We start from the raw sequence: 24,505 nt of genomic DNA on the forward strand, positions 1-24,505 counted from the left end.
CAGAGGTGGGGCGGCTGGCGCACCTCCGACTCAGTTGCTCTGCGCCTTTTGCAGCGCTTGCTGCGTCAGCGCTACACACTCACGCCCGCCATCGTCGTTGTGCCGCGCCAAGGCCGCTTCGGCGCGGTGCACGGTGGTGTCGATATCGCTTTTGACGGCGTCGCTGAGATTGGGGTTGGCGACTTTCGCGTCACGGACCTTGCTCAGGTTCATCTGGCACTGATTGTTGTCGTCGTTGGCAGTTGCCGCGAAGGGCAGGGCACAGGCAGTCAGGAGCAAGCCGGCGAGCAGGGCGTGTTTCATGTTGGCTTCCGCAGAGGTAAGTGTGTGGCTCGTTATCTGTACGAGCTTTCCGCATCAGACCTCAGATTCCGGATTTCCGCCAGTGGGTGCCAAAGCAAACGCGACTATCGATTGCCGACATAAGCTCCGATTGGCGTCCGCGGCAGGGATCAGGCAGATGCCCAAAAAGAAAAGCCACCCGTGTCGCCAAGGTCGGGGTTACCTGGCTGCAGGGGTGGCAATGTGCAAAAACTCTATTTACAAGCTGCGCGACTGAGCTGACTGTCGAGCTTGGCGTGCAGGTCGGGCCTGTTCAACTTCCAGCAAGTGCATGGCCAGTACGTCAGTCAAAAACCGGAACTGATCGTTGAAGCCCACCACCTCATTGCTGAAGTGGTTCTCGGCCGAAGGCATCATGAAGCCGCCGAAGCGATTGTCCTCAACGAGACCGTGGCTGTTCTTGAGGGCGATGACATGTTGTGAGTAATAGTTCTTCCCGAACTTGGGAAAACTAACGTGCAAAGTGACGTCTCGGGTCATGTCGATTGCTCCGCATCTAACAGAAAGTTGAAAGCGTGAAAGGTGCTGATAAGTGTCAGCTACTTGGCCTTAGTTGGCCGGTGCCACAACACGACTGTCCTCTTCGTCTGCGGTCATGACGACCGATCCCAAATCGAAGAGTTTGAGGGCGACGACGTAGCTGGTGAGAGCTGCGAGCGTCAAGCAAGTAAGGAGATGAACGATCATTTTTCCTGCCCTCGGTTCGTGTTTGGGTGTGAGGGCGATGGTACGCCCATGAGTTTTGAGCGGAAGGCATTCGCGGGAATGTTGGTTATCGATGGGAATGATGGAGGGGAGCGCGGTGGGCGCAGCAAACGCACTCAAGTGTGTCTGCTGCTTTAATCCTGCGGTTTGTCACTACGCCCGAATGGTTTCGCCATACCGATGCGTCGCCAGGCACGCCAGCAGCAAGCCACTGATCGCGACCATCCCGCCCACCAGGCCGATGTTGGCCACGCCGAGCTGGCTGATAACCACGCTGCCCAGCAGTGCGCCGCCGCCGATGCCAATGTTGTAGATGCCCGAATGCAGTGCCATTGCCACGTCCGTGGCATCCGGCGCCATCGCCAGCACCTTGGACTGCATCACCAGACCAAAGCACATGATCGCCATGCCCCAGACCACACTCAACGTACCCATCGACGAGGCATTGCCGGACAGCGGCAGCAGCAGAATCAGACACGCCGCCAGCGCGCCGATCGCGGTGATCAGCAGGCCGCGCGGGTAACGGTTGTTGTAACGGCTGAAGATCACCGACCCCACGATCCCGGCACCGCCGAATAGCAACAGGATCACGGTGGTCATGTCGCCATTCATCTTCGCCACGATCTGTGCGAAAGGTTCGATGTAGCTGTAGGCCGTGAACTGCGCCGTGACCACCAGAGCGGTCAACAGATAAAGCGACATCAGCGCCGGGCGTTTGAACAGCATTGGCAGGCTGCGCAGCGAACCCGAGTTCTGGCTCGGCAGTAGCGGAAGCGATTTCATCAGCACCAGAACGGTAAGACCCGAGGCAATGGCAATCGCCAGGAACGTTGCGCGCCACCCCAGCGCTTCGCCCAGCATGCGCCCCAGCGGAATGCCGAGCACCATCGCCAGGGCGGTGCCAGTTGCAAGGAGGCCGAGGGCCTGAACCTGCTTGCCTTCCGGCGCCACTCGCACAGCCAGCGATGCGGTGACCGACCAGAACACGGCGTGGGCCACTGCGATACCGACGCGACTGACCAGCAGCATGCCGAAGCTCGACGACAGGCTCGACATCACATGGGCGGCGATGAACGTCAGAAACACAAACAACAGCAACTTGCGCCGCTCAATGTTGCGGGTCAGCAGCATCATCGGCAGCGAGGTCAGGGACACGATCCACGCATATACCGTCAGCATCAGGCCGACTTGGGCAGTGGTCATGTCGAAGCTGTGGCCGATGGCACTCAACAAACCCACCGGCACGAATTCGGTGGTGTTGAAGATGAAGGCCGCCAGGGCCAGCGCGATTACGCTTAGCCAACTTCCGGTGTGTGCGTTAGTGGTATTCATTAAAACGAATGCCCTCCTGAAGAATTCGGTTGGCCGCGTCCCCAACAAAAACGCCGACAAGCAGGAAGACCGCTCGAGGCGTTTGCCTGGGCGGTGCATGCGGTCAGCTGAATATTATGAGTATGGGGAGATGCGACGAGATGTTGCGGATTCTACGCCGTTGTAAACGTTGTCACAACGCAGGCCCGGGTTGAGAGGGGCGTTCATTTGTCGCAGTCGTGGTGCAGCGCTTGCGTTGAGCAGCGGCGACAGAAGTGGGGCGTGATGAGATCCGCTTTCAACCTGAGGCGCCGCGAACGAAACCGCCCGTCTAATCCGGGGCACTTGGCGGGCTCAGGGGATTCTGATGGTCATGGTGCGGATAACTCGCACGTAAACGAGGAGATTGAATCATGGCTAACGACACTTCGCTTACAGGGACCTCCACGCACACGGATCCGGACAAAGAGCTTGGCTTCAATGAAGAGTCGCCCGATGTTTCCGATCCGCAGGTAGACCCGACCGAACCCGCGCGGACCGAGAACGATCCGGTGACTGAAGAGCCAACCACTCGCCGCGGTAATGACGAGCCGCTGCCGGGGAAGGGCGGGGTTTGATCGACTCGCGCTGAATCCAGAAGCCCTGCTGACTTAAGCGGGGCTTTTTTATGGCTGACATTCGGCGAGCCATCGCGGTGTCGCGCTTCCGGGATCGCCAAGGCTTCGCGGCAGGCCAGCGAGTGCTAACGGTGTGCTGATCAACGCTGTTTGCGTTTGACCGGGATGACCCCGAGCTCATTCTGCTGATAGGTCGTATAGGGCAGGTCGGTACGTGCAGTCCCTGAAAGCAACATGTCAGCCGCGGCGATCGGAGCCGAGTCATGGACGCCATACATTTCCGGCGCATCCAAGGTGCAATACCCGTAAGCGAAGCCGCTGTAGATACGCGAGATCTGAAGCTTCATGAAGGAGCCTGGTTTTGGGGGGTTAGGGGCTCCAAATCCGATTGCGGATGAGAATCTGACTACGCGGCCAAATAATTTTGGTCTGAGGTACATACCATTCACGACAGCGACCCTTTCCGCTATATCTCATACCCTGGCAGCGGTATGTCGGTCTTGCTGTTGTATAAAGGGATATCGCTGTAGCTGACGTGCTCCAGCAGAGTCGGATTCCAAGTCTGTGTTTTGGCGGCCAGATACAACATCCCTAGCTTAATTGGTATCTTCCCCTGTCTCTCCTTACCACGTCTGAAAGAGAGCAGGTCAAAACCTTCTGGCACGAAGTATCTGTAAGGGTCATAGTTATCGATGTTCACCGAGAACCGTTGGAAAAACTCTGGCATCAGCTCGTTGGCGTCGTCGCCTTCGATGCCTAGATCACGGTTGATATCCGTGGATAGACTTAAATCTCTAAATGCGGCTGCGCTGAATTCAAAGGTTTCGTGAATGCACTCTATTATTTTGCCGAGCAGTTCGTAATCAACTTCATTATTGTTCATTCAAAATACCTGATCTTCAGGGCGCACAATAGCGTTGTAGGTAACGACAGTCTTGTAGCCTATTAGGCCTAGCTCGGCGGCAGTGTAAGCCCATCCGAATACAGGTATGGCACGCCCTACGAATGCAGCGAGATAAGGGGTTCGTCTTAATCTGGGCGGCCACATTCCAACAACTGTTGGTGCCCGATACCCGCCAGGGAACTTTGTTTTTCTAAGCACGCGTCGGGAAAGGACAGACGCTACGGAAGTGTTCGGAATCGCGCCCCCAGGCTTCCCCCGAGTTGGAATTACATTAGCCCCGCTAACGATTGCCAACGCAGATGCTACATCGTCTAGACCAAATTCTTCCATTGTCGTCTCAGCGGCAATCACCCAGAGCAACTGATCCGCCGTAAGCCCACAATCGCCGTCATAGCAATATATATTAGGCACTATACCGTCCTTATGCGTAAGTGTTGTTTCGGGTTTGGTCCCAGCCGGCAGAGATTTGCCCTGTGATTAGCCCGGTTATGCGGCTTTGCTGGGAGTACACTATGTTGACTTTGGCATAATCAAACCATACGACGTCTTCAGGGAATGACGAGGCCGCAGCGTCGAAAATATTTCCGCTGTGGATGCCACTTATGATAACTTCCTCGAATACAATCTCCAGAAATTTTTGTTTTTCTCCACCTGCTCTATGCACGCTCATTACTATCTTTTTGAAGTGCTGCCCCGCGCAGCAGGCTTCGAGTATTTTAGGTGTTGCAATATCCACTCGTTTTACAACGCTGAAGTGACTTAAATAAACGCGGCCTACTGTGGCACCGCCAGCCGAGCTCGCGGTCCTCGAGACCGCTTGAGTAGCGGCAAGGTTATACGCGGATATCTCTATCCAGTTTTTATGCTCGGCGTCCGAGGAGTCGCCATCAAGACCTTCTATCCACAAAAAAGTATCAAATGCCATTCCTGCTCCCTGCAACTGGTCGTGCCGACTTGATTGATGTCAGGGGCAAAGCTTAACGCCGCTATCAAACCTCGCCAACCCTTACCAACAGATGCCAGAGCACCTGAATGCTCATAGCCATTGGCATCAAGCAAAACAGACATCAGTAGGTGTCTTTTTGGATTCGAGCCAAGGGCGGCTCTTTGCGGCTAGTCTTGGAGGCCGGGGCACCGGATCAGGCTGGCAACCCCTTGCTGGTTGGAGCGGTCATCGGGCTGTCCGGGGGGGGGGACCTGTCAGGGCAAAGGCAGCCGACTCTATCAGCGCCAAGTGGATGTCTGCGTAATACATTCATTTTGTGAGGTCCTAAGCTGGTCATTGAAATGCCCAGCCGAATGATGGCACTGTCTGGTCTCACCAACGAAAGGATTCCGACTGTGCACCGCAAACTTTCCCTGATCCTGTGCCTTATCTGCCTGCCTGCTTTCTCTCAAGCCGCTGATTACGATATGAAAAAATACTGTGGAAAAGTTTCGGATGCAGTGGGGGGTAGTGCTCAGATCGAGCTTGGCTGTCGAGAGCAAGAAGCGGATGCCCGGGCTGAGATCCCTGCCAAGAACGCTTCACCAAAAATACTGGCTTACTGTGATCGAGTAGCGAAAGCAGTAGGCGGGAGCTACCAAATATTGTCAGGTTGCATTGACCAAGAGCAGGAAGCCCAAGCGCAACTCGACAGGTGATCCTATTTAGCCGATCAATACCGCCCCGGCCCATCATTTCTGAAGAATCGGATGAGCCTGCCGCTTATGCTGGCGCTGGCGGTTTCAATCCTAAGCTCAGCAAGCGCATCGAGTTGTTGCGCTGCCGTAAATCACTACACCTTTGCAGTGCACTAGCAGTGCATAGGCTTTTGAGTTAATTGCATTTCAGGCACAAAAAAAGACGTCCAAGGACGTCTTCTTTTTTGGATTTGATGGGGCGGGGGGATTTGAACAGGGCTTCAAAGGCCCTGTATTTATTGGTTTATTTGGTAGGTTCAATTTCTTGGGATACACATAGGGATACACGAACGAGATCATTACCCAATTAATCACCCTCCTGACCCTAGGAGCTCTACTTTAATTCCTGAGGCGAAAACCTTCAATGAGGTTTTCCATATCTGGTGCAGCATTTCGACAAGGAGTATCTAAATCATGAAAACCATGGATATCGTCCATAACTACCCCGACGGGGATTCTCGGCTCAAATGCGGTTTGTGTCGTGTTCGGACTTTTTTGAATGAGCAGGGGATGGTGGTTTTGCTGACCGACATGGACAACAAGAACGATGGACAGTCAGTTACAAATGCCGTGGAGCGCATCATCAAGTCTTTGCATCAGATGGGCATCGTGATCGGTCCTGCGACTTATGTTGAGCACTATGAAAAGGAAGACCCAGCTTCTGACACGTTTGACATCGTCACCATCAGTTCATCAGGCGGAGCGAAGTGGGAGACCATCAGTCGCGAAGAGATTCTGACTTTACTCACGTGTCCTAGCATCGAGGTGGATGAACGTAGCTGGGACAATGGACGTATTATTGCGCAAGCCGATCGTCTTCGTTTTTCTAGAGATCCGTTCGTAGATTCCCGCTATCAAGAAAGTCATGCGGTAATAAAACGTCGACTGGAGATAGCTGATAGCATGGTCTCAAAGGCGGAAATAGAAACACTGATCAGCACTGGAGCGGGCGAAAGGGACATTCAAGGCCTGTTGAAACGAGACCTCTCAATATTCGGCGAGGCATACGCTAAGCCGGATGACGAATACATTTGCTTCTCCGAGTTTCCCTTAGGTGATGGTTTTGTGGACTTTGTGCTCCTCACTGGACGCTCGAGGATGGACGTAATCCTCATCGAGATAAAAGGTGCGGATTTCAATCTGCTCAATTCTGACCATTACAAAGAGTTCAATCACAAAATCAATCAAGCTGCAGGTCAGTTGAGAAGCCGCTTGGGTCACATCTATAGAGACGTCACCCCATTCCGAAATCACGTCCACTCTCTTCGAATCCGTGCAGAGCGGGGCGAGCATGTCCACAACGCGTTCCTTGGCCCGCATCATGCCCTTCAGGTTGACCCTCAAAAAGACATCAACATTCGAACCGTATTAATTGGAGGGAGGACGGTGGACGACCGAGAAGAAAGCGCAAAACGTCATGACTTCGAGCGCTCGTTCTCACTTCCTATCAGAGTCGAGTCTTGGGACACGTGGTTGCGGCGGCTTCAGCGATCTTGAAAGCAAGGCGGTAGCTGAAAGTGCGCCGGGGAACCTGGCGATTATTACGTCACACGGGGTCGGAAACCCGCAGAATCTTGTTAGTGGAAGGTGTACCAGCTTACTGAAATTTCAACGTTGAAATTGAAAGGATCTTGAAGAGAAAGGTACATCTTTACCGTACAGGTAATGATGACCTCAGATCGGCCGTTCCGTGGTGCAGATGCACAGGTGAACTAGCAGTTCACCCGGTTCACCTGTTCACTAAGCTGGGAGTTCTCCCGCTAACGAGGTCCGGCGGGTTTCCGATCCCGTGCTAGTGGTAAATCCGTAGGGACCCCGACTCGTCTTGATCCCCTCGACCTCACTGGGCTATTTGGACTCAAGGTGATGTCTGTTCAGGTTTAACGATCATGCACGATCCGCCGCTGACGGCGACCATGCTCACGGGTCTTAGGGTTGGATGATGCTTACCACGTCTACCTAGATGTAGGTGTTACTGGTGTTACGTATGTGACAAATTTATTTAACTGTCTGATTTAATTGATTTTTGATCGCGTCGCGCAGCAGATCCAGAGACCGTTGGATAACTGCCCAGCCCTATCCATGACCACTTCCCGTCGGCTTTCTTGTAGCGAAGCTGCCACGACTTCTTCCCGTCTGGCCGGACACGGAGGTACACGTTGTTCCCGTCGTGCTCGCGGTACTCCTTGGAGTCAGCTTCCAAACTCGCTATTGACTGTGTCTCCGAGAGCGGCGCCGTTTGATTTCAGTCCTTTTCACTTCCTTGTACCCATCAGTTTCAATCTGTATCCGAGGTACACGAAAGGATACAGCGCACATCGTGATAGGGGTAACAAGGACGGACAGGCAGAAACAAGAAAGCCCGCACAGGGCGGGCTTCTTGGGGTATTTCGTAGACTGTCTGAGACAGGTCTAGATTGCAATTTGGTGGGCCGGGGTAATTTGAATTGGGTTATTAGGTATTTGATTTAATTAATTAACGTTAGTTTGTAAATTTCTTTGGAATACCAATTGGAATGCCGCGAGAGGTTGGATCGAGCAATATGCTTCGTACCCGTATCTTGCAGAGGGTGCTCAAAAGGATCATCTGTTTACTCGAAACCGGGCAAGCTGAGCATGCCACCCTTAGTGCGCTTACCAAAGCCGGTGGGCATCAGGATTTTGTGCTTTTTCATCTCTGCGAGTATCGCCAACCATTCGGTTTTGCCAAAGCGCAGTTTCGTGTCGTTCCAGCTATGCATGACTTCGTTCACGATGTCTTTATCGGTAACCGGGCGGCCCTCTAGGATGAAGTCGTTCCAGGCGGCATAGAGCGTCACAGTCATTTCGCAACGGTCCGTATCCCAGTCCCGCATTAGCTCAATGACCTGCTCAATTGTGATGCGCTCAGCGGCCGACCAGGCGCTGCTATACGCCTGCCGATGCTGCCCTGCTTGCGAAAGCGGGCGGTAAGCATGGCCAACAGTCTCGCGCTCGATGCGTTCGTACCACTGATTGTTTTGCAGCTCTCCTTCAACCTTATTCATCAACTGGCGATCGTGGGGGCCGGCGGCGTCGCGCAGGTAATCACCTTGGATGGCTGCGATTCTGGCCACGTGCTCGGCTAGGTAAATCACTTTCTGCAGCTTGCGTTGGCCGAAGGTACGTTGACTATGCAGTCGATGAGTAATTTCTGCTGCGAGCAAGGTACGGGCTACTTGACGGTCTGTGGGAATGGTAGCCCGTTGGCCGTCTTCGGAAAGGGCTCGTTCGACTAGGGTGCAGGCTAACTGTTCGTTCAACTGGCGAGCCTGGGTTAGGCGGGTTTTGAGTTGATTGCAGAGTGCCATGAGCTGATCAACTTTGGCGACGATGCGGTGTTGTTCTGCAAGCGGTGGCAGCATGACGAGAAAGTTGCGTAACGGTCGCAACGGGATTGTAGGTTGTGCTGTACCGGTCGTGCTTTGAGTTGCTTGCTCGTATACCCACGGGGAGGACAGTAAATAACAGGCAAATGCAGAGTTAAGCAGTTCGCTACCTTTGAGGATCGCAATATGGCGTTGTACGCAAAAATCCCGTGGGCTATCAACTGCTATGGGCCGGCCATACGTCGCCCCGACAACTGTATAAAGGATGTCGCCTATTTCTGGGCGACGGTAAAGCGCGATTTGATTGAAGTAATCCTGTGGTACGAAACGGCAATTTGAGAAATCAAGATGTCCTTTGGTCACGTTTCCGATAGTTAGAAATGCAATTCCGTCAGTGGATTTCGGTGGTGATTGATGGTCGCCATCTGTAATTACCCTGAACATAGAGCAGAGGCGTGTCCATGCCCATCCTGCGGGTAGAGAGACTCTCTGATCGTACTCGGATATTGGCTCTGGCTTCGTCACAGCAATCTTGTGTACAGCTGCGTAATCACTTCGATCTTTAGCCAAATGCGCCAGTAGCTCGTCGGCCGGTTCATCACTAGAGACTTGCGGCACCAATTTGCCCATCACGGCCAGTTGCAGCAGAGCTTGTTTGAGTGCGTCGATGCTGGATTCGGTGGTGAACAGGGTGTGGAAGTGTTCGGCCAAGCGCTCCCAATTGTTGGCGAAGTAGGTAGCACTGGTTTGGGTTAGGCTGTCGAGCAGCGCTCGTACCAGTTGTGTGTGGGCGCTTTCGGCGTCGTTCTGTTGGGTTTCCAGTCGCTCGCACAGTGCCATCAGTTCATCGACTTTAGCGACGATGCGGTGCTGTTCGGCGAGGGGGGGTAATGGGAATGTAATTGAGGCCAGAGCCTTGCTCGACATATTTGAAATGCCAATACCTTTCCGGTACTGATTTATTTCACCAGAGGCATTTATTTTTTCGAAGAATCTCTGGGCGTAATGCGGTGACACATCGCCATAAAAACGTGCGCGGTGAACATGATTTTGAAAGCATATTTCCTTGTGTTGCTCCCAGACAGCCGCTCTACCTGCTTCGCCCCCTTCGCATATCAAAAGATCATTTTTAGTTGCTGTGCACTTATCAAGCTCATCTTCTCGTATGAGCATTTGTTTAACGTTGTCGAGCTCAAACCTTCCCCAATAGAGGTTTGATGTCGTGATGTAATCTCTGGATATGCCGGTATTACGCCCCTTATCTAGGGTCTTTCCGGAGTTGTGCTGAGCGATTTCGCCGAATCGAACCCAGCGCCAAGAGCTAGGTAAGTTCGGTAAGCCATCCGCATTTGGAAGTTCCTCGATCAGCTTCAGCGTTTTGATCTTGCCATCGGCGACCAGCTGAGTCTTTTCCTCGGAAATCCGTTTAAGCAGCTCGCTGGCAGGCTCATCATTCGGATTTTGCGACACCAATTTTCCACGTACCGCCAGCTCAAGAATCAATTCACGCAACTTCTTGATGCCATTGGGCGCACCGGCCAGCAGCGGCAGGTTGTCAGTCAGCAACGCAGTCATACCTGGCGCTCCAGGGCTTCGGCCAGCACCGCCTTAAGCTGGTCACGCAGCTCGCTGATTTCGCCTTGCAGGGCGGCGTAGTCGCGCAGCAGCTCATCAGGGTCGTGGCTGATCTGTTCGCCGATATGCGGGTTCTTGCAGTCCAGGTTCCAGTTGCGTGCCTGCAGTTCTTTGACGCCGACCTTCCAGGCAAATTCGTTCTCCACTCGCGTGGCAAAGCCATCGGCCTCGCTGCCCCACCAGGCTTCTTCGACGGTGAACTCTTCGATACGCATGGGGCGAGTCTTGGAGTAATTCTTTACGCCGGCCGGGTACTGGTGTTCGTAGAACCACACCTGTTTGGTCGGTGTACCCTTAGTGAAGAACAGCAGGTTGGTCCTGATGCTGGTGTAGGGGCTGAATACGCCGTTGGGCAGGCGAACGATGGTGTGCAGGTTGCACTCGGTCAGCAGCTTTTCCTTGATCCGGCTTTTGATGCCTTCGCCAAACAGAAAGCCATCGGGTAGCACAACGGCGGCACGGCCACCGTCTTTGAGCAACTGCATGATCAGCACCAGAAACAGGTCGGCGGTTTCACGGGTGCGGAACGCGGCGGGGAAGTTGGTTTCAATGCCATCTTCTTCCATGCCGCCGAACGGCGGGTTGGCGACGATGCAGTGCACGCGCTCACTCGGCCCCCAGCTGATCAGCGGCTTGCTCAGGGTGTTGTCGTGGCGAATCTGGTTGGGCACCTCGATGCCGTGCAGGATCATGTTCGTGGTCGCCAGCAGGTGCGGTAGTGGCTTTTTCTCTACACCGAAGATGGTGGCCTGCAGGATACGTTCGTCTTCGGCGGTTTTTACATAGCGGCTGCGCTTGTGTTCGATGGCACAGGTGAGGAAGCCGCCGGTGCCGCAGGCCGGGTCCATGACCTTTTCGTCCAACTTCGGATCGACCGTACGCACCATAAACTCGGTGACTGGGCGCGGGGTGTAGAACTCGCCAGCATTACCCGCGTTCTGTAGGTCTCGCAGCAGTTGCTCATAGAGGTTGCCAAACTCGTGGCGTTCCTGGGCCTTGTTGAAATCCACGCCTTCCTGAATCTTGTTGATCACCTGGCGCAGCAGCTGGCCGGATTTCATGTAGTTATAGGCGTCTTCAAACACACTGCGCACCACAAAGGCTGACGGCGTGTTGCTGTACTCGTGCAGGTTCTGCAACTGGGGAAACAGGTTGTTGTCGATAAAGTCTTTCAGAGCATCACCGGTCATACCTTCCGGGTCGGCGGCCCAGGTACGCCAGCGGCAACTGTCGGGAATGGGCGAGCGGTAGTTGTCGTCCATCAGCTCCCATTCAAGCTCGCGGTCATCGAAGATTTTCAGGAACAGCAGCCAAACCAACTGTCCGATGCGCTGGGCGTCGCCGTCTACGCCAACGTCTTTGCGCATGATGTCCTGGATGGACTTGATGGTGGAGCTAATGGACATGAAGTTCTCTCAACGCGTACCGCAAGGGGGGCGAAATTCTACCGGATAGTGGGGGCGACTGCTTTGGCATGTCGTCGGTGTTTAGCCCCTAGCTTGCGTAAAGTTCGTCTTCCAGCTCATGGATAGCCTTGTTGTAGCCAGCTTTACCGCCAAAGGCTTTGACCAGTTCGAGGGGCGCACCGAACTGACTGAAAGGGTCGAGCTGCAGGATTTTGATGTCCTCGATATGCTCGACGCCGGTATCGGCGTATTTATCCAGCAACGCTTCCAGAACCTGGCGAGCCGCTCCGGAATACTTCGCAAAATAGTTGCGCTTCTTCACCTGCTCCGCCCGCTCGCGGCGTGATAGGGCAGGCTGATCGAAGGCGACGTGGCAGATCAGGTCGAACGGATCGAGCGGCTTGCCCTGTTTCTTTTCCACTTCTTCGGCCAAGGCTTCCCACATCACGCCCTGGACGGCCATCTCCTCGATGATGACTTTCTTTTGCTCGGAATCACTCCAGCGCCGAAGGAAGTCATCCAGGGAGGCGAACTGCTTTTGTACGCAGGTGCGGGTGTAGTCGTGCAGCGACTCGGTGATCAGTCGCCCATCCGGGCCGTAATACTGCACACGCTCGGCGATGACATAAATCGGGACGTTGTCGATGACGTACTTGATGCGCTTTTTGCCCTCATCTTCGCCGGTGAAATCCAGGTCATCACCCTCGTTATCGTTGCCTGCGCTGATGCCGTCTTCATCGGCAAGCGGATCGTCTGGCGGTACGGGCGAGTCATCACCTTCGGGGGCATAGATCACCACCGGGTCTCCATCGAAGGCCGGGTCGGCAAACAGCTCGGTGGCCTTTTTGAAGTCCATGATGGTGAACCAGTACTTGCCGTAGTCCTCATTGATGCGAGTTCCACGACCGATGATTTGCTTGAACTCGGTCATCGATTTGATGTGCTGATCGAGCACGATCAGCTTGCAGGTCTGAGCATCGACGCCGGTGGTCATCAGCTTGCTGGTGGTAGCAATCACCGGGTAGCGTTCTTCCGGGTTGATGAAGTTATCCAGCTCGGCCTTGCCTTCCTGGTCATCACCGGTGATACGCATGACATATTTGCGATTCTCGGCCACACGCTCGGGGTTGAGGTTGACTAGGGCCTGGCGCATGCGCTCGGCGTGGTTGATGTCGTCGCAGAAGACGATGGTTTTCTGAAACGGATCGGTGGCCTTGAGGAGTTCGGTGACCTTCTGTGCCACCAGTTGGGTGCGCGCCTCGATGACCAGGGTGCGGTCCATATCCTTGAGGTTGTAGATGCGGTCTTCGATCAGCTCGCCGTTCTTATCGAGCATGCCTTTAGGTGGCCGCCAGCCTTGCAGGTCTTTGTCGAAGTCGATGCGCACCACTTTGTAGGGGGCGAGAAAGCCGTCTTCGATGCCTTGCTTCAAGGTGTAGCTGTAAATCGGCTCACCGAAGTAGGTGATGCTGGAAACCTCTTTGGTTTCCTTCGGTGTGGCGGTGAGGCCGACATGGGTAGCGCTGGAAAAGTAGTCGAGGATTTCACGCCAGGCGGAATCCTCGGAGGCGCTGCCACGGTGGCATTCGTCGATCACGATCAGGTCGAAGAAGTCGCGGGAGAACTGCTTGTAGATGTTCATCTCTTCATCAGTGCCGGTGACGGCCTGATAGAGCGACAGATAGATTTCGTAGGAGGTGTCGATCTGGCGTTTGGCGATTTTGGTCATCGCTTGGCCGAAGGGCTTGAAGTCGTTGTTCTTTGTCTGGTCAACCAGGATGTTGCGGTCGGCCAGAAACAGGATGCGTTTCTTCTGTTTCGATTTCCACAGACGCCAGATGATTTGGAAAGCGGTGTAGGTCTTGCCAGTGCCCGTAGCCATCACCAGCAGAATACGGTCTTGGCCGCGCGCCACAGCCTCGACGGTGCGGTTGATGGCATTCATCTGGTAATAGCGAGGCATGCGTCCGGAGCCGTCGTCGTAGTAGGGCGCTTCGATCTTGTGTTGGGCTGTTGTATCCAGCCCCTTCCACTGGCAGTAGCGGTGCCAAAGTTCGGAAGGGCTGGGGAATTGGTAAAGGTTGAGTTCGGTTTCTACCTGGCTGCCTGTGCCGCTGCGGTCGTGAAACAGGAAGCCATCGCCATTGCTGGAGAACACGAACGGTACGTCCAGCGCCTCTGCATAGCCCAGGGCTTGCTGCATGCCGGAGCCAACGGAGTGCTTGTTGTCCTTCGCTTCGATTACAGCGATAGGCAGGTTGGCTTGGTGGTAGAGGATGAAATCTGCACGGCGTGCTTCGCCACGGCTGTGAAGTTTACCCCGGACGATAATGCGGCCTTTGGTAAAGCTAACTTCCTCGCGCACCTGCTTGTGCATGTCCCATCCAGCTTGCTGAACGGCTGGGGCGATGTACTTGCTGCAGATGTCCCGCTCGGAAAGCGACTTTTTGTCCATAACCCCAATTCCCTTTCAAGCCGGCCTGGTCGCTCCATTCCGGCACTGCTGATCGTGCTCGATGGGCGTAAATGTACCTTGTTTGATAGTGGCACGGGGGAAGATCGGATTTTGGTGATGGAGTTGTAGGCAAGATAAGCCGAGGCGATAGCAGGACTAGTGTTTCACGTCGTCCCCGCAGTGCTTTTATCTTGGATCGTGCCCTAGGGCAGGGTGAAGGTGGCTAGGAAGCAACGCCGTTAGGCAATCGGCAAAGAAGCCTGAAAATTTGGGGCTCTGTATTTTCCTGCCAGACGCGACAGGTATCCAGAGGGATGGTCGATTCTAAAAATTTTAGTGGTGGTTTTGGCGGCGGACTCAACCTTTCGACGTGAAGCCGAGAGTTGTATGCCGTAGACCCCAAGTCATAAGTGGCATTATGCTACCCATTATCAGAATTTCCACGGAAGGGTGCTTGATGTCGCAAGATCTCCTGCTTACACAGAATGCCCAATTCTACCGCCCTACGGCCCCTTTTACTAAGGCTACGCTCACGGTAATCCTCGAAGCTGCCAGCTCCAATATGACTATTGGCAGCGCGCTTATCGCGGACATTTTGGACCAGGATGATGCGCTTCCAGACGGCAGTAAGTTCTCCTATAGCCTCCGCGTCTTCAGGACCGACCGTGATGTACATTTTTGGCAGCAGCCACTCAAAGATACGATCTATGCTTTCATTTTGATCATTGCCATAGATGGTTGTATCGCTATATTCAAAAAGTCTTGTGCCAGCATAACGGAAAGCATGGACAAGCATGCGATGCTAATTCGGAGTAGTGAGCTGACCTCTGCTTTTAGCGACGTCGATGCGCAGTATCAAAAGATGGCGACCCGCAACATGACTGTGTCCGATCGAGCAATGCGTGGCCGTGCCTTTGAAGCTTCAGATCTGAAAGGGCTTATGTCTGTACACGCTGCGGGGAGATCAATACCCTACTTCTTTAAGCTTAAATTGAAGGGGCGTACTAAAACTATTTCCGCGCAAAGCGGTCGCGTGGTCGAGGCATCGGAACGGAAATCGGTACATCACGCCGTGGAATGGGCTAAGGCACAACTGCACGATATTCATAATCCTTCTACTGAAAAAGACTTTCTCGATAATTTCGCAAAATTTATCGAGCTTGATTTAGTCTGGAAATCGAGTGCGCCAAACGCAATTCTGCTGGAATATTCGTTTTTTGTTGAAAACGTAATAGATCAAGGTATCCCTGTTTTTTACACAACCAAACATGGTCGTGTTATTGAGATGACATCTAAGCAGATCAAGTCCTTGATTGCGGAAATGGAACAGGTTTACGAAATTGGTCCGGCACCCGATTACGAACTCCTAGGTAGCTTTAGGGCGGCCACACTCAAAAAGAATCTTCACTCGATTGCCGTCAATAGCCGGGCACTCCGAAATATTCATTTTGAGCAGAACGGCAAACGGATCACACTCCAGGCGTACATCAAGAAGCAGAGTTTGGCAACTATCACATTCTCCGATCCAAGGTACATGTACTTTATGGGTCAGTGCTTTGAGGATGGTGCGGGGATCAACGAAATCCCTTCAATGCTTCGGACATTAAAAGTCCTACCTACGCTAGCCTTAGCGACCTCTGAGAAAGGTGAAATCACAAAGAAGATAACTAAGTTTGACTCCTCCTCGGTATTTGATATCGTTGAGATAGCTCATGGTGCTGACGACTACGTTTTCTGCGATGATCTAGGTAACGAGTGGGCGGATCACATCACTTTTAATCAAACTGATTTTTCCGTGTCTTTCATACACTCCAAACATGGGAAGCCTAGCAAGTCGGCCAGTAATCTCCATGATGTCGTGGGCCAGGCCATCAAAAACATCGGTAATATGGACGTTGATCCGAAGCTGTTTCTAAAAAAGCACAAGGAAAAGCTTCAAAAGAAATATAGCGGTGGTCTTTTGAATCGCACGAGAAAAAGTATTCCTGGCAAGTTTGAGGACTATCTTTACAAGATCAGGCAGGACTATCGATTCAATCGAAGGTGTATCATCTGCTGTTCGTTCATATCGAAGAAAATTATTGAGAAGGAGTTCAAGAAAATCCAGAAAGGAAAGAGTGTGGCAGGTAACATAACCCAGCTCTACTGGATCTTATCGTCGTTCGTGCATGCCGCTAAAGAAGCGGGTATACATCCCATCGTTTATTGCCAAGAATAATTTGATAAAAAATCACCTAAATTCGAGCGATAGATCAGTATTTTCTATCATTCCCTAATCGCTTCCAGATCAATAGAGCGGTGAGTTGATAGTAATACCGGGTAGCGTCGGGATGGTCTTTCAGGTGTTGAGTGAAAAACCAGCGCACATGCTTGAGCTGCCAGCTCCAGGGATTGTCTCGCTGCCATCGTTGTTGAATGGCCGCTTGCATGATTCGGGCTTGCCGCAGGTGGCGTTGCTGCGTGTTTTTCGAGCCGGTCAGTACGCCGCTCAGGAACAGCGCCGTATCGAAGGGCTTGGTCATGCCCGACCTCCAATGTAGGCCGAAACTACATCGATCCGGTTATGCCCGAGTTCAAGGCTGATCTGTTGGCGCGCCTGCTGATCAAGGTCGCGGTCAATGCGATAGCAGTGGCCACCATTGATCGGGGCGGCGTGGCCCGTGAGCTGCTCGTAACGCTCGCAGGCGTAGGCCGCTCGCAGTTCATGAAAACCCTTCAGCCCTTGTTCATGCAGCGTTTCTCGGGCGGGGAGCACGGTCTGTTGCAGGAACGCGGCGTAGCTTTCGTCTCGGGCCAGCAAGTTGCGGCTGCCGGTCGGCGACGCATGACGAGCCAACTGCAGAGCCGCCTTCACCTCTTCATTAGCCGCGATCCATCGCGGCGCTGAAGCCCCTGAGCGGCCGCCTTTGGTGCCGTCCTGGATGTTGATGCGCCCTAAGTGTTCGGCTTCGCATTGCAATCGTGGCAGGTCAGCCAAGATCACCTCGCGCAGGCGCATGCCAGTTGCTCGGGCCAGCAGGACAATCGCGGCCACCCGCTCATGGTGCTGTTCGCCAAGCACCTCAAGCACTCGTTGCACCTGTTGACGGTCTTGGCCATCCGGTGCGCGGGTGCGTACGTTCGAGCGCTTCTGTCCCAACGCCTGACTCGGGCTGGCGATCCTCACGTCCTGATCACCGCGCAGCGCCGCGAGGGTGCGGTTGACGCTGCTCAGGCGGTTCTGCGCGGTAGCGATGCAGAGTTCACCTTGCTGGATCTGCTGGCGCAGGTAAGCGGCGTAGTCTTGCAGCGTCTGTCGATCGATCTGGCGCGCATCGTTGTAACCGGGGCCGTCCTCTGATAGACACCAACGCACAAACGCCTGCCAGCGATCACTATGCGCTTTGACCGTGGCGAAGTGGCCGCCGGCAAACAAATCCTTGAGCGCTTGTGGGCCGGCGTAGCTCAGATGGCGGCCATAGCCAAAGTTGCGACCATCACGCCGACCGACCAGAGCCATCGTCATCACCGTTTTCGTTTGTTTGCAGAAAGAGCAGCAAGGCTTTCCAGTGGGGGCTGAGTCTGTCCACCTGCTGCCAGCGTGTCGGGCGGATCAGGAGGGCGTTCTTCTGATGTTGCAGCAGTGCCCCTTCCTCACGCAGTTGCTCGATCAGCAGGGCGAGGTTGGCAGGCTCAAATGGTGGTGTGGCGACAGCGGCGACACCGGCGACAACCCGCGTCGTTTCTGGCCTGGCGCGTGGCGACAGGGTGGCGACAGCTGCGGCGACACGCCGCGATTCTGGCTGCGGTTGATGTTGCGCCTGGTAGCGGCGCACCGCGTCATTGAGGCGAAACATGGCGGACCTCGAAAGTTTTTCCGTCGCGGCTGCTCAGCCAGCGATGAGTGATCAGTACGACCAATAAAGAGGCGGTATGGTCAGCGCTCTTGCGGGCAAAACGAGGGCCGTTGCGATTGACGTCGCGGATGGTGAAGTGGGTCCAGCCTTTCTGCACCAGCCAGCGCAGCAGCCGATCTGCTTCCTCGCGTCGGCTATTGACCGGCTCCTGTTCGGTCAGGCGCTGAATCTCGGCCAGGTAGTAATCCATCAACGTGGAGGCGCGCTGGATGTGTGCTTCGTCCAAGGCACTGGCCTCTTCAACCATGGCCAGTACACCTGCGATGCGCAGCACATTCGCCGCCGCCTTGCTCGCGACAGGCTGGACGCCGGCCAGCTCGCCGAACTCGCCCGACTGGCACTCGATGGTGTCGTGAATATCGATCCAGGCCCGTCGGGCCCGGGGAGTCAGCTCCAGCGTGGTGGGATTGAGTGAGCCATCCTGGTGAAGCAACCAGGGCTTTTGCAGCAGGGCGCTGATCCGCTGCTGGTAGCGCTGGACTTTGGCATCCCGGCTCAAGTCGATCGCCCTATAGAGCCGCTGGCCGGCCAGGCGCTCGGGCCAACTGATCAGACAACGGCCCAGGATGCCTTGGCCATTGATCACCGGGTCTTTGAAAAGTTGGTTGGCCAGGTAGGGTTGCAGCATCAGATGCAGGCTGAGGCGGCGGTCATAGGCCCGCAGGCTTTCTCCGGCCATGGAGCGCGCCCGGTCGATCGGGCTGCCATCCCACAGCATCGACAAGGTGGTGATTGCCTTGAGCAGATTCTCTTTGCTCATGGTGCTGCTACCCAAGAATTGGCCACCTTCATCATTGAACAAACCCATGCTGGGCAAGCCATGGCACAGGCTTTTGACCATGGCCTCGATGGTCGGTTCGGCAATGATCAGTCTTGGCGGTACCGGTTCGGACTGCTCACCGCCTTCCGCCTCCGCGTGTTTCTTTGCGGTTTTGGGCTTGGCCATGATGTTGCTGGCGGCGCGATAGGCTTTGAGCTTTTCCGCATACTGGGTCCACTGCTGTCGTTCCCAGTCGCGCGCCGCCTTCAGTGCCAGATGGTCCACCGCGCTTTTGCGATCCCCCGAGGACGCCACCGTCAGTAGGTAGAGGGACAGCGGATAGGTTCGACCGTCGAGTTGGGCATTGGCGTGGCCCTGGCTCACCAAGGCAGCGGTAGCCAGCACCGACTGTGCAGCCATGGCGCAGGGCACGCCAATCACCTCGGCCAGTCGCTCGACCGCAGGGCCCAACAGATCCCCGAGTGCTTCGACCGGGTAGGGCAGTGGCGCCTGCTGGCACTCCAGCAATGGTTGTGGGGGTTCGAACGCTTCGCACAGTTGCATCGAAATTCTCCTGAGATTATCGACTTCGTCCTCACTCATCCCGCCACGGTTGTTGAGTGTTATCAGGGATCAAGGCCCCTGCGACCTGTGAGGTTTGTCCACTAACGCGGGACTGGCGGCTCTTTACGACCGAGAGCTTGGGCATCTCATGATCTGGCCTCCTGAACACCGATAGCGGTGGGCGGGTGGAGGCTGCACTGGCTGACGAGACCGGTGCCGCGAGATCCTGAGTCAGGTGAAGGCAGTGAGGCGATGACCGGGGCATGCCTGACTGTCAGTCAGGTGCAGTCCATTTCATGGGCTGCGGCACCATCATCGGCATCGCTGTGGCGAGTGAGCATTCGGCGTTTGTCACGCCGATTGTCACGAGGGGGGAAGCCGCAAAGCCCCATGCGAGCAGGGCTGCAGCAGTGTGAGATTCGCCCGTCTCTTTAGGGGGCAAAGAGACGGGCAACAGGTTGGCGCAAGAATGGCCAAGCGGATAAGTTGCTGCAGAACAGCCAGGAGGGGGCATGAGTTGCCGCAGTGGGCATTCTGGAGGAAGTGGCATCCATCACATCGCTGTGACCGTGCGAGCCGCCGGACGCTAATCGCACTTGGGGAGAACCACCACGATGTGGCGTAGCCTCAAAGGTTCTGGCTACCTGGGTGCTGTCGAGGACAGCGCTGGTACGGTTCTGGTTTAGCGCTCGTTCTGCTTGCGGTCAACCGGATTTTGGGGGCGAATCTTGCGCCAATCGGTAGCGCTGGAAGACCTTGGAGGCCGGTGGCTTTCCATAGCCGGGTGGTCGTTCGTCGGTTTTTAATGTGAGCCTGCGTCATTGCATGGACTTGACCACCCATGTGCATCGTCACTGACCAGTCAATTGCATTCGTGCTGATCAACCGTTTGCATTCGATTTGACCAGCACACGCCGTAGTGACGACCGGCGGAGAACGGCCAGGAGCTGACACTCACCAAGGCCTGCTTCGGACTCGTGTTACCGGTGTTGGATGCCGTGTGACCAGGCGTAGATCACCCCGGATGCTCGCCTTGCTACACAACAATAGGTGGGCGCAGATGGGCGTCGAGGGTCAAGCCGAAGTTGAACTGCCCAGTGGACTACTCTCGAAACAGCCACGGGATGCCAAAATGCATATCGCGTAGTTGTGCTCCTGCCAACATGCAATTAAATCTCTAGGCCATAGCTTGATGATGTCGCACGTGCTCCGTGAGCTTTCTAACGCGGCAGAGTGCACAAGACATCGGTTGCCGGCAATGCCGACACACCCTTAGCATCCTGACCCAGTTATTCCACTCGATGTGTACTGCTATATCGTTTGATCACATGATAAAGTCCGCCTCCAGGCCTCGGACGATCGTTGTAGATCACTCGCCAGGACGGACAACGGAAGGGCAAGGAAGATGAATGAAAACCAGGCAGTGCAGCGTATCCATGCCTACCTGACTCATGAGCTCGGATACCCCACCGAACTGATTCAACGGGAATACAAGACCAGTCGTAACGCGCGCTTGGACTTGGTCGTGATGCTGGACGGTCGCATTCGGATCGTCTGTGAGGCCAAGCGCCTCGACAAACTGCCTCGGGACTCCAGGCTACTTCCATTCGACGCCCTGATCCGCCAGATCCAGTTCGCGGCAATCGAAGTTGGGGCGCGTTTCTTCCTGGTGTCCGATGGCCAGCAGATGCTCTGGTTCGAGACTGACGAATCGGGCCGGCCCTTGCAGCTAGCGACGCCGAAGACCTATCGAGACATGGTCTATGGAGGCTCCGACAGTCAGTCCCGCGCCAGTCAGGTAGCGGGAGTCAGACGCACTTTGCGCAACATACTGGAGCTCTCGCGCCAGCAACGGTGGTCGCCCGAAGCCTTAGCCCTCATCTTCTATGCGCACCTGCAGCGGCGACGCGGCCGCGAGATGTTCTGCAATTTGCTGGTCGGTGGACCCGATTCCGAGGCGGCGCTCGCCGCGACCCGGTCGGAATGGCCGGATGCATTGGACACTGGTTTCGAAGAGACACTTGCCTTCGTCGCCAGACAGGACCTAACCTCGCCGCGTACCTACGAAGAAGCACTCGACCTGCTCAATGCCTCAGCGCTGGACAAACTCGCGCCCGCCGACGCTCTGCCGCTGCTCGACGAGATCCTGAGCCGCTATCCCAAGTCATCGGGAGCCACCCGATTGCCGCGCTGGACAGCGGATTTGCTTGTGCGTCTCGCAGACATCGAGCCCGGCGACCGGGTGCTCGATCTTCATTGTGGCCTAGGCAACCTATCAGCAGCTGTGCGCTTAGCGGGAACCACACCGCCCTCGCACATGGTCCTGTTTGCTCGCCATGCGACTGATGCCATGTGGGCCTGCGTGCAGCAGTTGGTGTTCGGTGCCGACCAACCATCGATCTCGATCGGCGATCCGCTCAAGTCCACGCGACCTACGCACCGGCAGGACGGTCTAGCCGACCGCATCCTCATAGCGCCGCCCTTTGGGCTGACCGTCCGGCACGAGCGACTCAGCGACCGACAAGGCGGTGTGCAGTCGAGCGCGGAGGCTTATATTCACCTTGCGCTAAAGCGCCTGTCTCCAACGGGCCGGATCGTCGCGCTGCTACCGAACGGTCCACTGGGCAATCCTGACAGGTCTCAGCTGCAGGAACTCCTGCGGCGTAATGGGCTGCAGGCCGTGATTGACGTCGGCACCTTCCAGCCCGATTCGGCCGTGGCAGCGAGTATCGTCGTGCTCGACAAATCCGCGGGCTCAAGGGAAGTCCTTTTCTTCGCAAAAGCCCAGAGTCGCCAGCACCAGGACAGCTTCGACTGCACGTCATTACCTGGGCTACCCCATGTCTTGGAGCGATTCAGGTCGTGGATGCAGAATAATGATGTCGGGGACGACGACCTCGGCCTGACCGCGACGGCGACACCTGCGCAAGGCGTGCTGAGCGCCGGCCCTTATCTTGCGCGCCAAGCGCAACGGCAGCTTCCCCTTGCCTCCTTCAAGCATCATTCGCTGGAAAGTCTTGCTCTCGTGACGAAAGGCGGCGCCATCCGACGCTCGAAGGACGCCGGCGATGTCGTGTTCATTGGGCCAGGCGCGATACGTCCGTTGGAGATACAGCTGGACCCGCTAGATCGAGCAGACGACGTCGAGGTGCAGCAATACCCCAAGGCGGTCGCCAACGAAGGCGACATCGTAATGAACGGGCTGAGCACCTATTTAGGTGCCGCTGCGCTCATCGAGAGTGGCCGGTTTCCCATCAACCGGCACATCTTCCGCATTCGCGTGCACAACGCACTCGTGCTGCCAGAGTACCTCGCGATCGCGATCAACAGTCGTTATGTGCATGAGGCCTTGATTGCGGGCGCCGGCGGGAGCGTAATGACGATGCTGAGGTTAGAGGCCTTAAAACAGGTTTTGATCCCCGTGCCTCCTCAGATGATCCAGGCCGAGATTGTCCGGCGAGTCGCCCTCGCAAAGGAGGAGCGCGACGTTGTCGAAAGGTCGCTCCAGCAGAAAGAGCAGGCGCTCTCGGTCCTGGTGCGTGATCTCGACCTTGGAGAGACGGTATGAAGTACCCCGTTCATGTCAGCGGCAGGGTGCTAGAGCGGACGCTCGATACTGTGCTCGAACTCTTGGGCAGCTCGCAACACCTGCTGTTCGCCGCCATGGACCGGTTGACAGTTGGCACGCCTTCGCACGTCGTCGCGCCGACCGGTCCCGCCGAATTCGGCAGGAAGAGAAACGAGATTGCGAGGATCTTCCAATCGCCGATGATGCTGCGGGGCCTAGCGATAGCGCTGCAACTGTTCGAGGAGGTCTACCGCGACGTCGACGAGCAAGGCGGCGTTCCGGGCTACCGGCCGCAAGATCTGCTGGATCGGCTGCGTATCGAGACCGAACAACCCGACGAGACAATCTCGCTTTCTACGGACATGCGTTGGATCGTGGAGTGGCCTGTTAGCTTGCCTGCTAATGGACCGGAGGCGCGCATGAGCTGCGAGTGGCTCGCTCGTCCCTGGGGCGCTGTCGTGCCGCCTTACGTCGTTAACTACCTCTCAAGCGCCGCGACGGCGCGACGGCAGAAGCGCAACGACGCTGCCGTGGCGCTGCTATCGATTGCGGCCGAGGCGACGCTGCGCGACGTCCTTTCGAGCCACGGCTATTCCTTCACGCACGGTGCGGTATCAAAGGACGTCTACGCCTACAGCCGCGCGCAGGTCACCGCGGACGCCGCAACGGGCACCTACATCGTGAAGTTCCACGACCCGATGCCATTAGGCGTCACCGATTTCAGCGACTCGTTTGCCGATGCACCGGTAGAGATAAAGCTGAAACGCGTGCTGAAGAACATTAGCGGAACGCGCGTCGATCTCAACATCGTCGCGCCGAATCCACTCCACGAGCACTGGACAACCGCGACGGTGGAAACGGCCGGAGTTCCAACCGTTGGCGGCCTCGGCGTAGCGCTGGAGATCGCCCGGAACCGGCTAGCCTGCGTCACGGCGGAAGACCTCGCCCTGGATTTCGACGAAGTGCTGCAGGCGGTCCGGAACAACCTAGTGCACCTGTCGGGCGCGGCGCTCGATACACCGCTTCCGCGCTTCGACGTCCTCCAGAGCGGCTTCGCCTTGCGGGATTTCCTATTGAACGACCTGCTGGTGCAGGATTTTGTCGCCGCCATCTCCAGGTTTGTCACGACCCAATACGTCAAGCTTCGTCACTCCGGGACGCTCTACACCTGAGCTGCTCAGAGAACACGCCGTCGACGATGCTAGGGGCGATTCAAGGTGCCCGGCAGATGGTAACATTTTGCCGATTTCCCCCAGCCTTGGGGAAATTCGCGGCCCAGGGTTAGCACGGTTTCAATCGGTCTGCTAGCGAA

At 55.7% G+C, this 24,505-nt stretch carries 21 protein-coding genes; 6 read left to right on the plus strand and 15 right to left on the minus strand.

Annotation, left to right across the window (positions count from 1 at the left end; genetic code table 11):
* Window positions 1-30 precede the first annotated feature (30 nt).
* From AC07RO_RS20385 to AC07RO_RS20395, 3 genes are all read right to left on the minus strand, one after another.
* Complete coding sequence (locus AC07RO_RS20385; RefSeq protein ID WP_192173353.1) at window positions 31-303, minus strand: PA2433 domain-containing protein; 273 nt, start codon at window positions 301-303, stop codon at window positions 31-33.
* 237 nt (window positions 304-540) lie between these two features.
* Entirely contained in the window at window positions 541-822 is a 282-nt protein-coding gene (locus AC07RO_RS20390) for a hypothetical protein (RefSeq protein WP_192173352.1), read from the minus strand.
* A gap of 378 nt (window positions 823-1,200) precedes the next feature.
* Complete coding sequence (locus AC07RO_RS20395; protein WP_192173350.1) at window positions 1,201-2,379, minus strand: sugar transporter; 1,179 nt, start codon at window positions 2,377-2,379, stop codon at window positions 1,201-1,203.
* Between the two features lie 392 nt (window positions 2,380-2,771).
* On the opposite strand from AC07RO_RS20395, the gene AC07RO_RS20400 reads away from it, so the two are divergent.
* Window positions 2,772-2,975, plus strand: coding sequence for a DUF6021 family protein (locus AC07RO_RS20400; protein ID WP_192173349.1), 204 nt, complete (start codon window positions 2,772-2,774; stop codon window positions 2,973-2,975).
* Window positions 2,976-3,115: 140 nt separating this feature from the next.
* Here AC07RO_RS20400 and AC07RO_RS20405 read toward each other — a convergent pair whose 3' ends face one another.
* From AC07RO_RS20405 to AC07RO_RS20420, 4 genes are all read right to left on the minus strand, one after another.
* Window positions 3,116-3,322 carry a hypothetical protein gene (locus tag AC07RO_RS20405; protein ID WP_495086917.1) on the minus strand — a complete coding sequence of 69 codons (207 nt, stop codon included), beginning with the start codon at window positions 3,320-3,322 and terminating at the stop codon, window positions 3,116-3,118.
* A gap of 119 nt (window positions 3,323-3,441) precedes the next feature.
* Window positions 3,442-3,858: a DUF1493 family protein gene (locus AC07RO_RS20410; RefSeq protein WP_495086918.1), complete on the minus strand. Its 417-nt coding sequence runs from the start codon at window positions 3,856-3,858 to the stop codon at window positions 3,442-3,444.
* Window positions 3,859-4,290, minus strand: a complete 432-nt coding sequence (locus tag AC07RO_RS20415; RefSeq protein WP_410935800.1) for an STM2901 family protein — start codon at window positions 4,288-4,290, stop codon at window positions 3,859-3,861.
* Window positions 4,291-4,300: 10 nt separating this feature from the next.
* Window positions 4,301-4,804 (minus strand): Hcp family type VI secretion system effector, encoded by a 504-nt coding sequence (locus AC07RO_RS20420; protein WP_495086919.1) that lies wholly within the window; start codon window positions 4,802-4,804, stop codon window positions 4,301-4,303.
* A gap of 416 nt (window positions 4,805-5,220) precedes the next feature.
* Here AC07RO_RS20420 and AC07RO_RS20425 point away from each other — a divergent pair, with 416 nt between their 5' ends.
* Both AC07RO_RS20425 and AC07RO_RS20430 read left to right on the plus strand, forming a co-directional pair.
* Entirely contained in the window at window positions 5,221-5,523 is a 303-nt protein-coding gene (locus tag AC07RO_RS20425) for a hypothetical protein (RefSeq protein WP_495086920.1), read from the plus strand.
* Window positions 5,524-5,976: 453 nt separating this feature from the next.
* Window positions 5,977-7,059: a Shedu immune nuclease family protein gene (locus AC07RO_RS20430; protein ID WP_495086921.1), complete on the plus strand. Its 1,083-nt coding sequence runs from the start codon at window positions 5,977-5,979 to the stop codon at window positions 7,057-7,059.
* A gap of 505 nt (window positions 7,060-7,564) precedes the next feature.
* Here AC07RO_RS20430 and AC07RO_RS20435 read toward each other — a convergent pair.
* The 4 genes from AC07RO_RS20435 to hsdR form a co-directional block, all read right to left on the minus strand.
* Complete coding sequence (locus AC07RO_RS20435; RefSeq protein WP_495086977.1) at window positions 7,565-7,720, minus strand: Arm DNA-binding domain-containing protein; 156 nt, start codon at window positions 7,718-7,720, stop codon at window positions 7,565-7,567.
* A 433-nt stretch (window positions 7,721-8,153) separates the two neighbouring features.
* Window positions 8,154-10,484, minus strand: a complete 2,331-nt coding sequence (locus AC07RO_RS20440; protein WP_495086922.1) for a restriction endonuclease subunit S — start codon at window positions 10,482-10,484, stop codon at window positions 8,154-8,156.
* A complete protein-coding gene (locus AC07RO_RS20445) occupies window positions 10,481-11,950 on the minus strand; it encodes a type I restriction-modification system subunit M (RefSeq protein WP_368957870.1) in 1,470 nt (489 codons plus the stop codon). Before AC07RO_RS20445 ends, AC07RO_RS20440 begins: the two co-directional genes overlap by 4 nt.
* 88 nt (window positions 11,951-12,038) lie before the next feature.
* On the minus strand, window positions 12,039-14,405 hold the full coding sequence (hsdR, locus tag AC07RO_RS20450) for an EcoAI/FtnUII family type I restriction enzme subunit R (RefSeq protein ID WP_495086923.1): 2,367 nt from the start codon (window positions 14,403-14,405) through the stop codon (window positions 12,039-12,041).
* Window positions 14,406-14,862: 457 nt separating this feature from the next.
* Here hsdR and AC07RO_RS20455 point away from each other — a divergent pair, with 457 nt between their 5' ends.
* Entirely contained in the window at window positions 14,863-16,623 is a 1,761-nt protein-coding gene (locus tag AC07RO_RS20455; RefSeq protein ID WP_304629622.1) for a hypothetical protein, read from the plus strand.
* Window positions 16,624-16,657: 34 nt separating this feature from the next.
* On the opposite strand, the gene AC07RO_RS20460 is transcribed toward AC07RO_RS20455, so the two are convergent.
* The 4 genes from AC07RO_RS20460 to AC07RO_RS20475 are packed head-to-tail and all read right to left on the minus strand — an operon-like array spanning window position 16,658 to window position 19,625.
* On the minus strand, window positions 16,658-16,927 hold the full coding sequence (locus AC07RO_RS20460; RefSeq protein WP_495086924.1) for a hypothetical protein: 270 nt from the start codon (window positions 16,925-16,927) through the stop codon (window positions 16,658-16,660).
* Window positions 16,924-17,904, minus strand: coding sequence for an integrase domain-containing protein (locus AC07RO_RS20465; protein WP_495086978.1), 981 nt, complete (start codon window positions 17,902-17,904; stop codon window positions 16,924-16,926). The genes AC07RO_RS20460 and AC07RO_RS20465 overlap by 4 nt, the downstream gene beginning before the upstream one ends.
* Entirely contained in the window at window positions 17,882-18,241 is a 360-nt protein-coding gene (locus tag AC07RO_RS20470) for a hypothetical protein (RefSeq protein ID WP_304629625.1), read from the minus strand. Before AC07RO_RS20470 ends, AC07RO_RS20465 begins: the two co-directional genes overlap by 23 nt.
* Entirely contained in the window at window positions 18,225-19,625 is a 1,401-nt protein-coding gene (locus AC07RO_RS20475; protein ID WP_495086925.1) for a YfjI family protein, read from the minus strand. Before AC07RO_RS20475 ends, AC07RO_RS20470 begins: the two co-directional genes overlap by 17 nt.
* A gap of 1,405 nt (window positions 19,626-21,030) precedes the next feature.
* Between AC07RO_RS20475 and AC07RO_RS20480 the strand changes: the two genes are divergently transcribed.
* Together AC07RO_RS20480 and AC07RO_RS20485 are read left to right on the plus strand one after the other, a co-directional pair.
* Window positions 21,031-23,193, plus strand: coding sequence for a type I restriction enzyme HsdR N-terminal domain-containing protein (locus AC07RO_RS20480; protein ID WP_495086926.1), 2,163 nt, complete (start codon window positions 21,031-21,033; stop codon window positions 23,191-23,193).
* Window positions 23,190-24,365: a hypothetical protein gene (locus tag AC07RO_RS20485; protein ID WP_495086927.1), complete on the plus strand. Its 1,176-nt coding sequence runs from the start codon at window positions 23,190-23,192 to the stop codon at window positions 24,363-24,365. The genes AC07RO_RS20480 and AC07RO_RS20485 overlap by 4 nt, the downstream gene beginning before the upstream one ends.
* The last annotated feature ends 140 nt before the right edge of the window (window positions 24,366-24,505 follow it).

The organism is Pseudomonas sp. GW821-FHT07F05 (assembly GCF_059418765.1).

Bases quoted from the DNA above. Each gene is read 5' to 3' on its own strand.
- AC07RO_RS20385 (WP_192173353.1), bottom strand. From the start codon at position 303: ATGAAACACGCCCTGCTCGCCGGCTTGCTCCTGACTGCCTGTGCCCTG.
- AC07RO_RS20390 (WP_192173352.1), bottom strand. From the start codon at position 822: ATGACCCGAGACGTCACTTTGCACGTTAGTTTTCCCAAGTTCGGGAAG.
- AC07RO_RS20395 (WP_192173350.1), bottom strand. From the start codon at position 2,379: ATGAATACCACTAACGCACACACCGGAAGTTGGCTAAGCGTAATCGCG.
- AC07RO_RS20400 (WP_192173349.1), top strand. From the start codon at position 2,772: ATGGCTAACGACACTTCGCTTACAGGGACCTCCACGCACACGGATCCG.
- AC07RO_RS20405 (WP_495086917.1), bottom strand. From the start codon at position 3,322: ATGAAGCTTCAGATCTCGCGTATCTACAGCGGCTTCGCTTACGGGTAT.
- AC07RO_RS20410 (WP_495086918.1), bottom strand. From the start codon at position 3,858: ATGAACAATAATGAAGTTGATTACGAACTGCTCGGCAAAATAATAGAG.
- AC07RO_RS20420 (WP_495086919.1), bottom strand. From the start codon at position 4,804: ATGGCATTTGATACTTTTTTGTGGATAGAAGGTCTTGATGGCGACTCC.
- AC07RO_RS20430 (WP_495086921.1), top strand. From the start codon at position 5,977: ATGAAAACCATGGATATCGTCCATAACTACCCCGACGGGGATTCTCGG.
- AC07RO_RS20440 (WP_495086922.1), bottom strand. From the start codon at position 10,484: ATGACTGCGTTGCTGACTGACAACCTGCCGCTGCTGGCCGGTGCGCCC.
- AC07RO_RS20445 (WP_368957870.1), bottom strand. From the start codon at position 11,950: ATGTCCATTAGCTCCACCATCAAGTCCATCCAGGACATCATGCGCAAA.
- hsdR (WP_495086923.1), bottom strand. From the start codon at position 14,405: ATGGACAAAAAGTCGCTTTCCGAGCGGGACATCTGCAGCAAGTACATC.
- AC07RO_RS20455 (WP_304629622.1), top strand. From the start codon at position 14,863: ATGTCGCAAGATCTCCTGCTTACACAGAATGCCCAATTCTACCGCCCT.
- AC07RO_RS20460 (WP_495086924.1), bottom strand. From the start codon at position 16,927: ATGACCAAGCCCTTCGATACGGCGCTGTTCCTGAGCGGCGTACTGACC.
- AC07RO_RS20465 (WP_495086978.1), bottom strand. From the start codon at position 17,904: ATGGCTCTGGTCGGTCGGCGTGATGGTCGCAACTTTGGCTATGGCCGC.
- AC07RO_RS20470 (WP_304629625.1), bottom strand. From the start codon at position 18,241: ATGTTTCGCCTCAATGACGCGGTGCGCCGCTACCAGGCGCAACATCAA.
- AC07RO_RS20475 (WP_495086925.1), bottom strand. From the start codon at position 19,625: ATGCAACTGTGCGAAGCGTTCGAACCCCCACAACCATTGCTGGAGTGC.
- AC07RO_RS20480 (WP_495086926.1), top strand. From the start codon at position 21,031: ATGAATGAAAACCAGGCAGTGCAGCGTATCCATGCCTACCTGACTCAT.
- AC07RO_RS20485 (WP_495086927.1), top strand. From the start codon at position 23,190: ATGAAGTACCCCGTTCATGTCAGCGGCAGGGTGCTAGAGCGGACGCTC.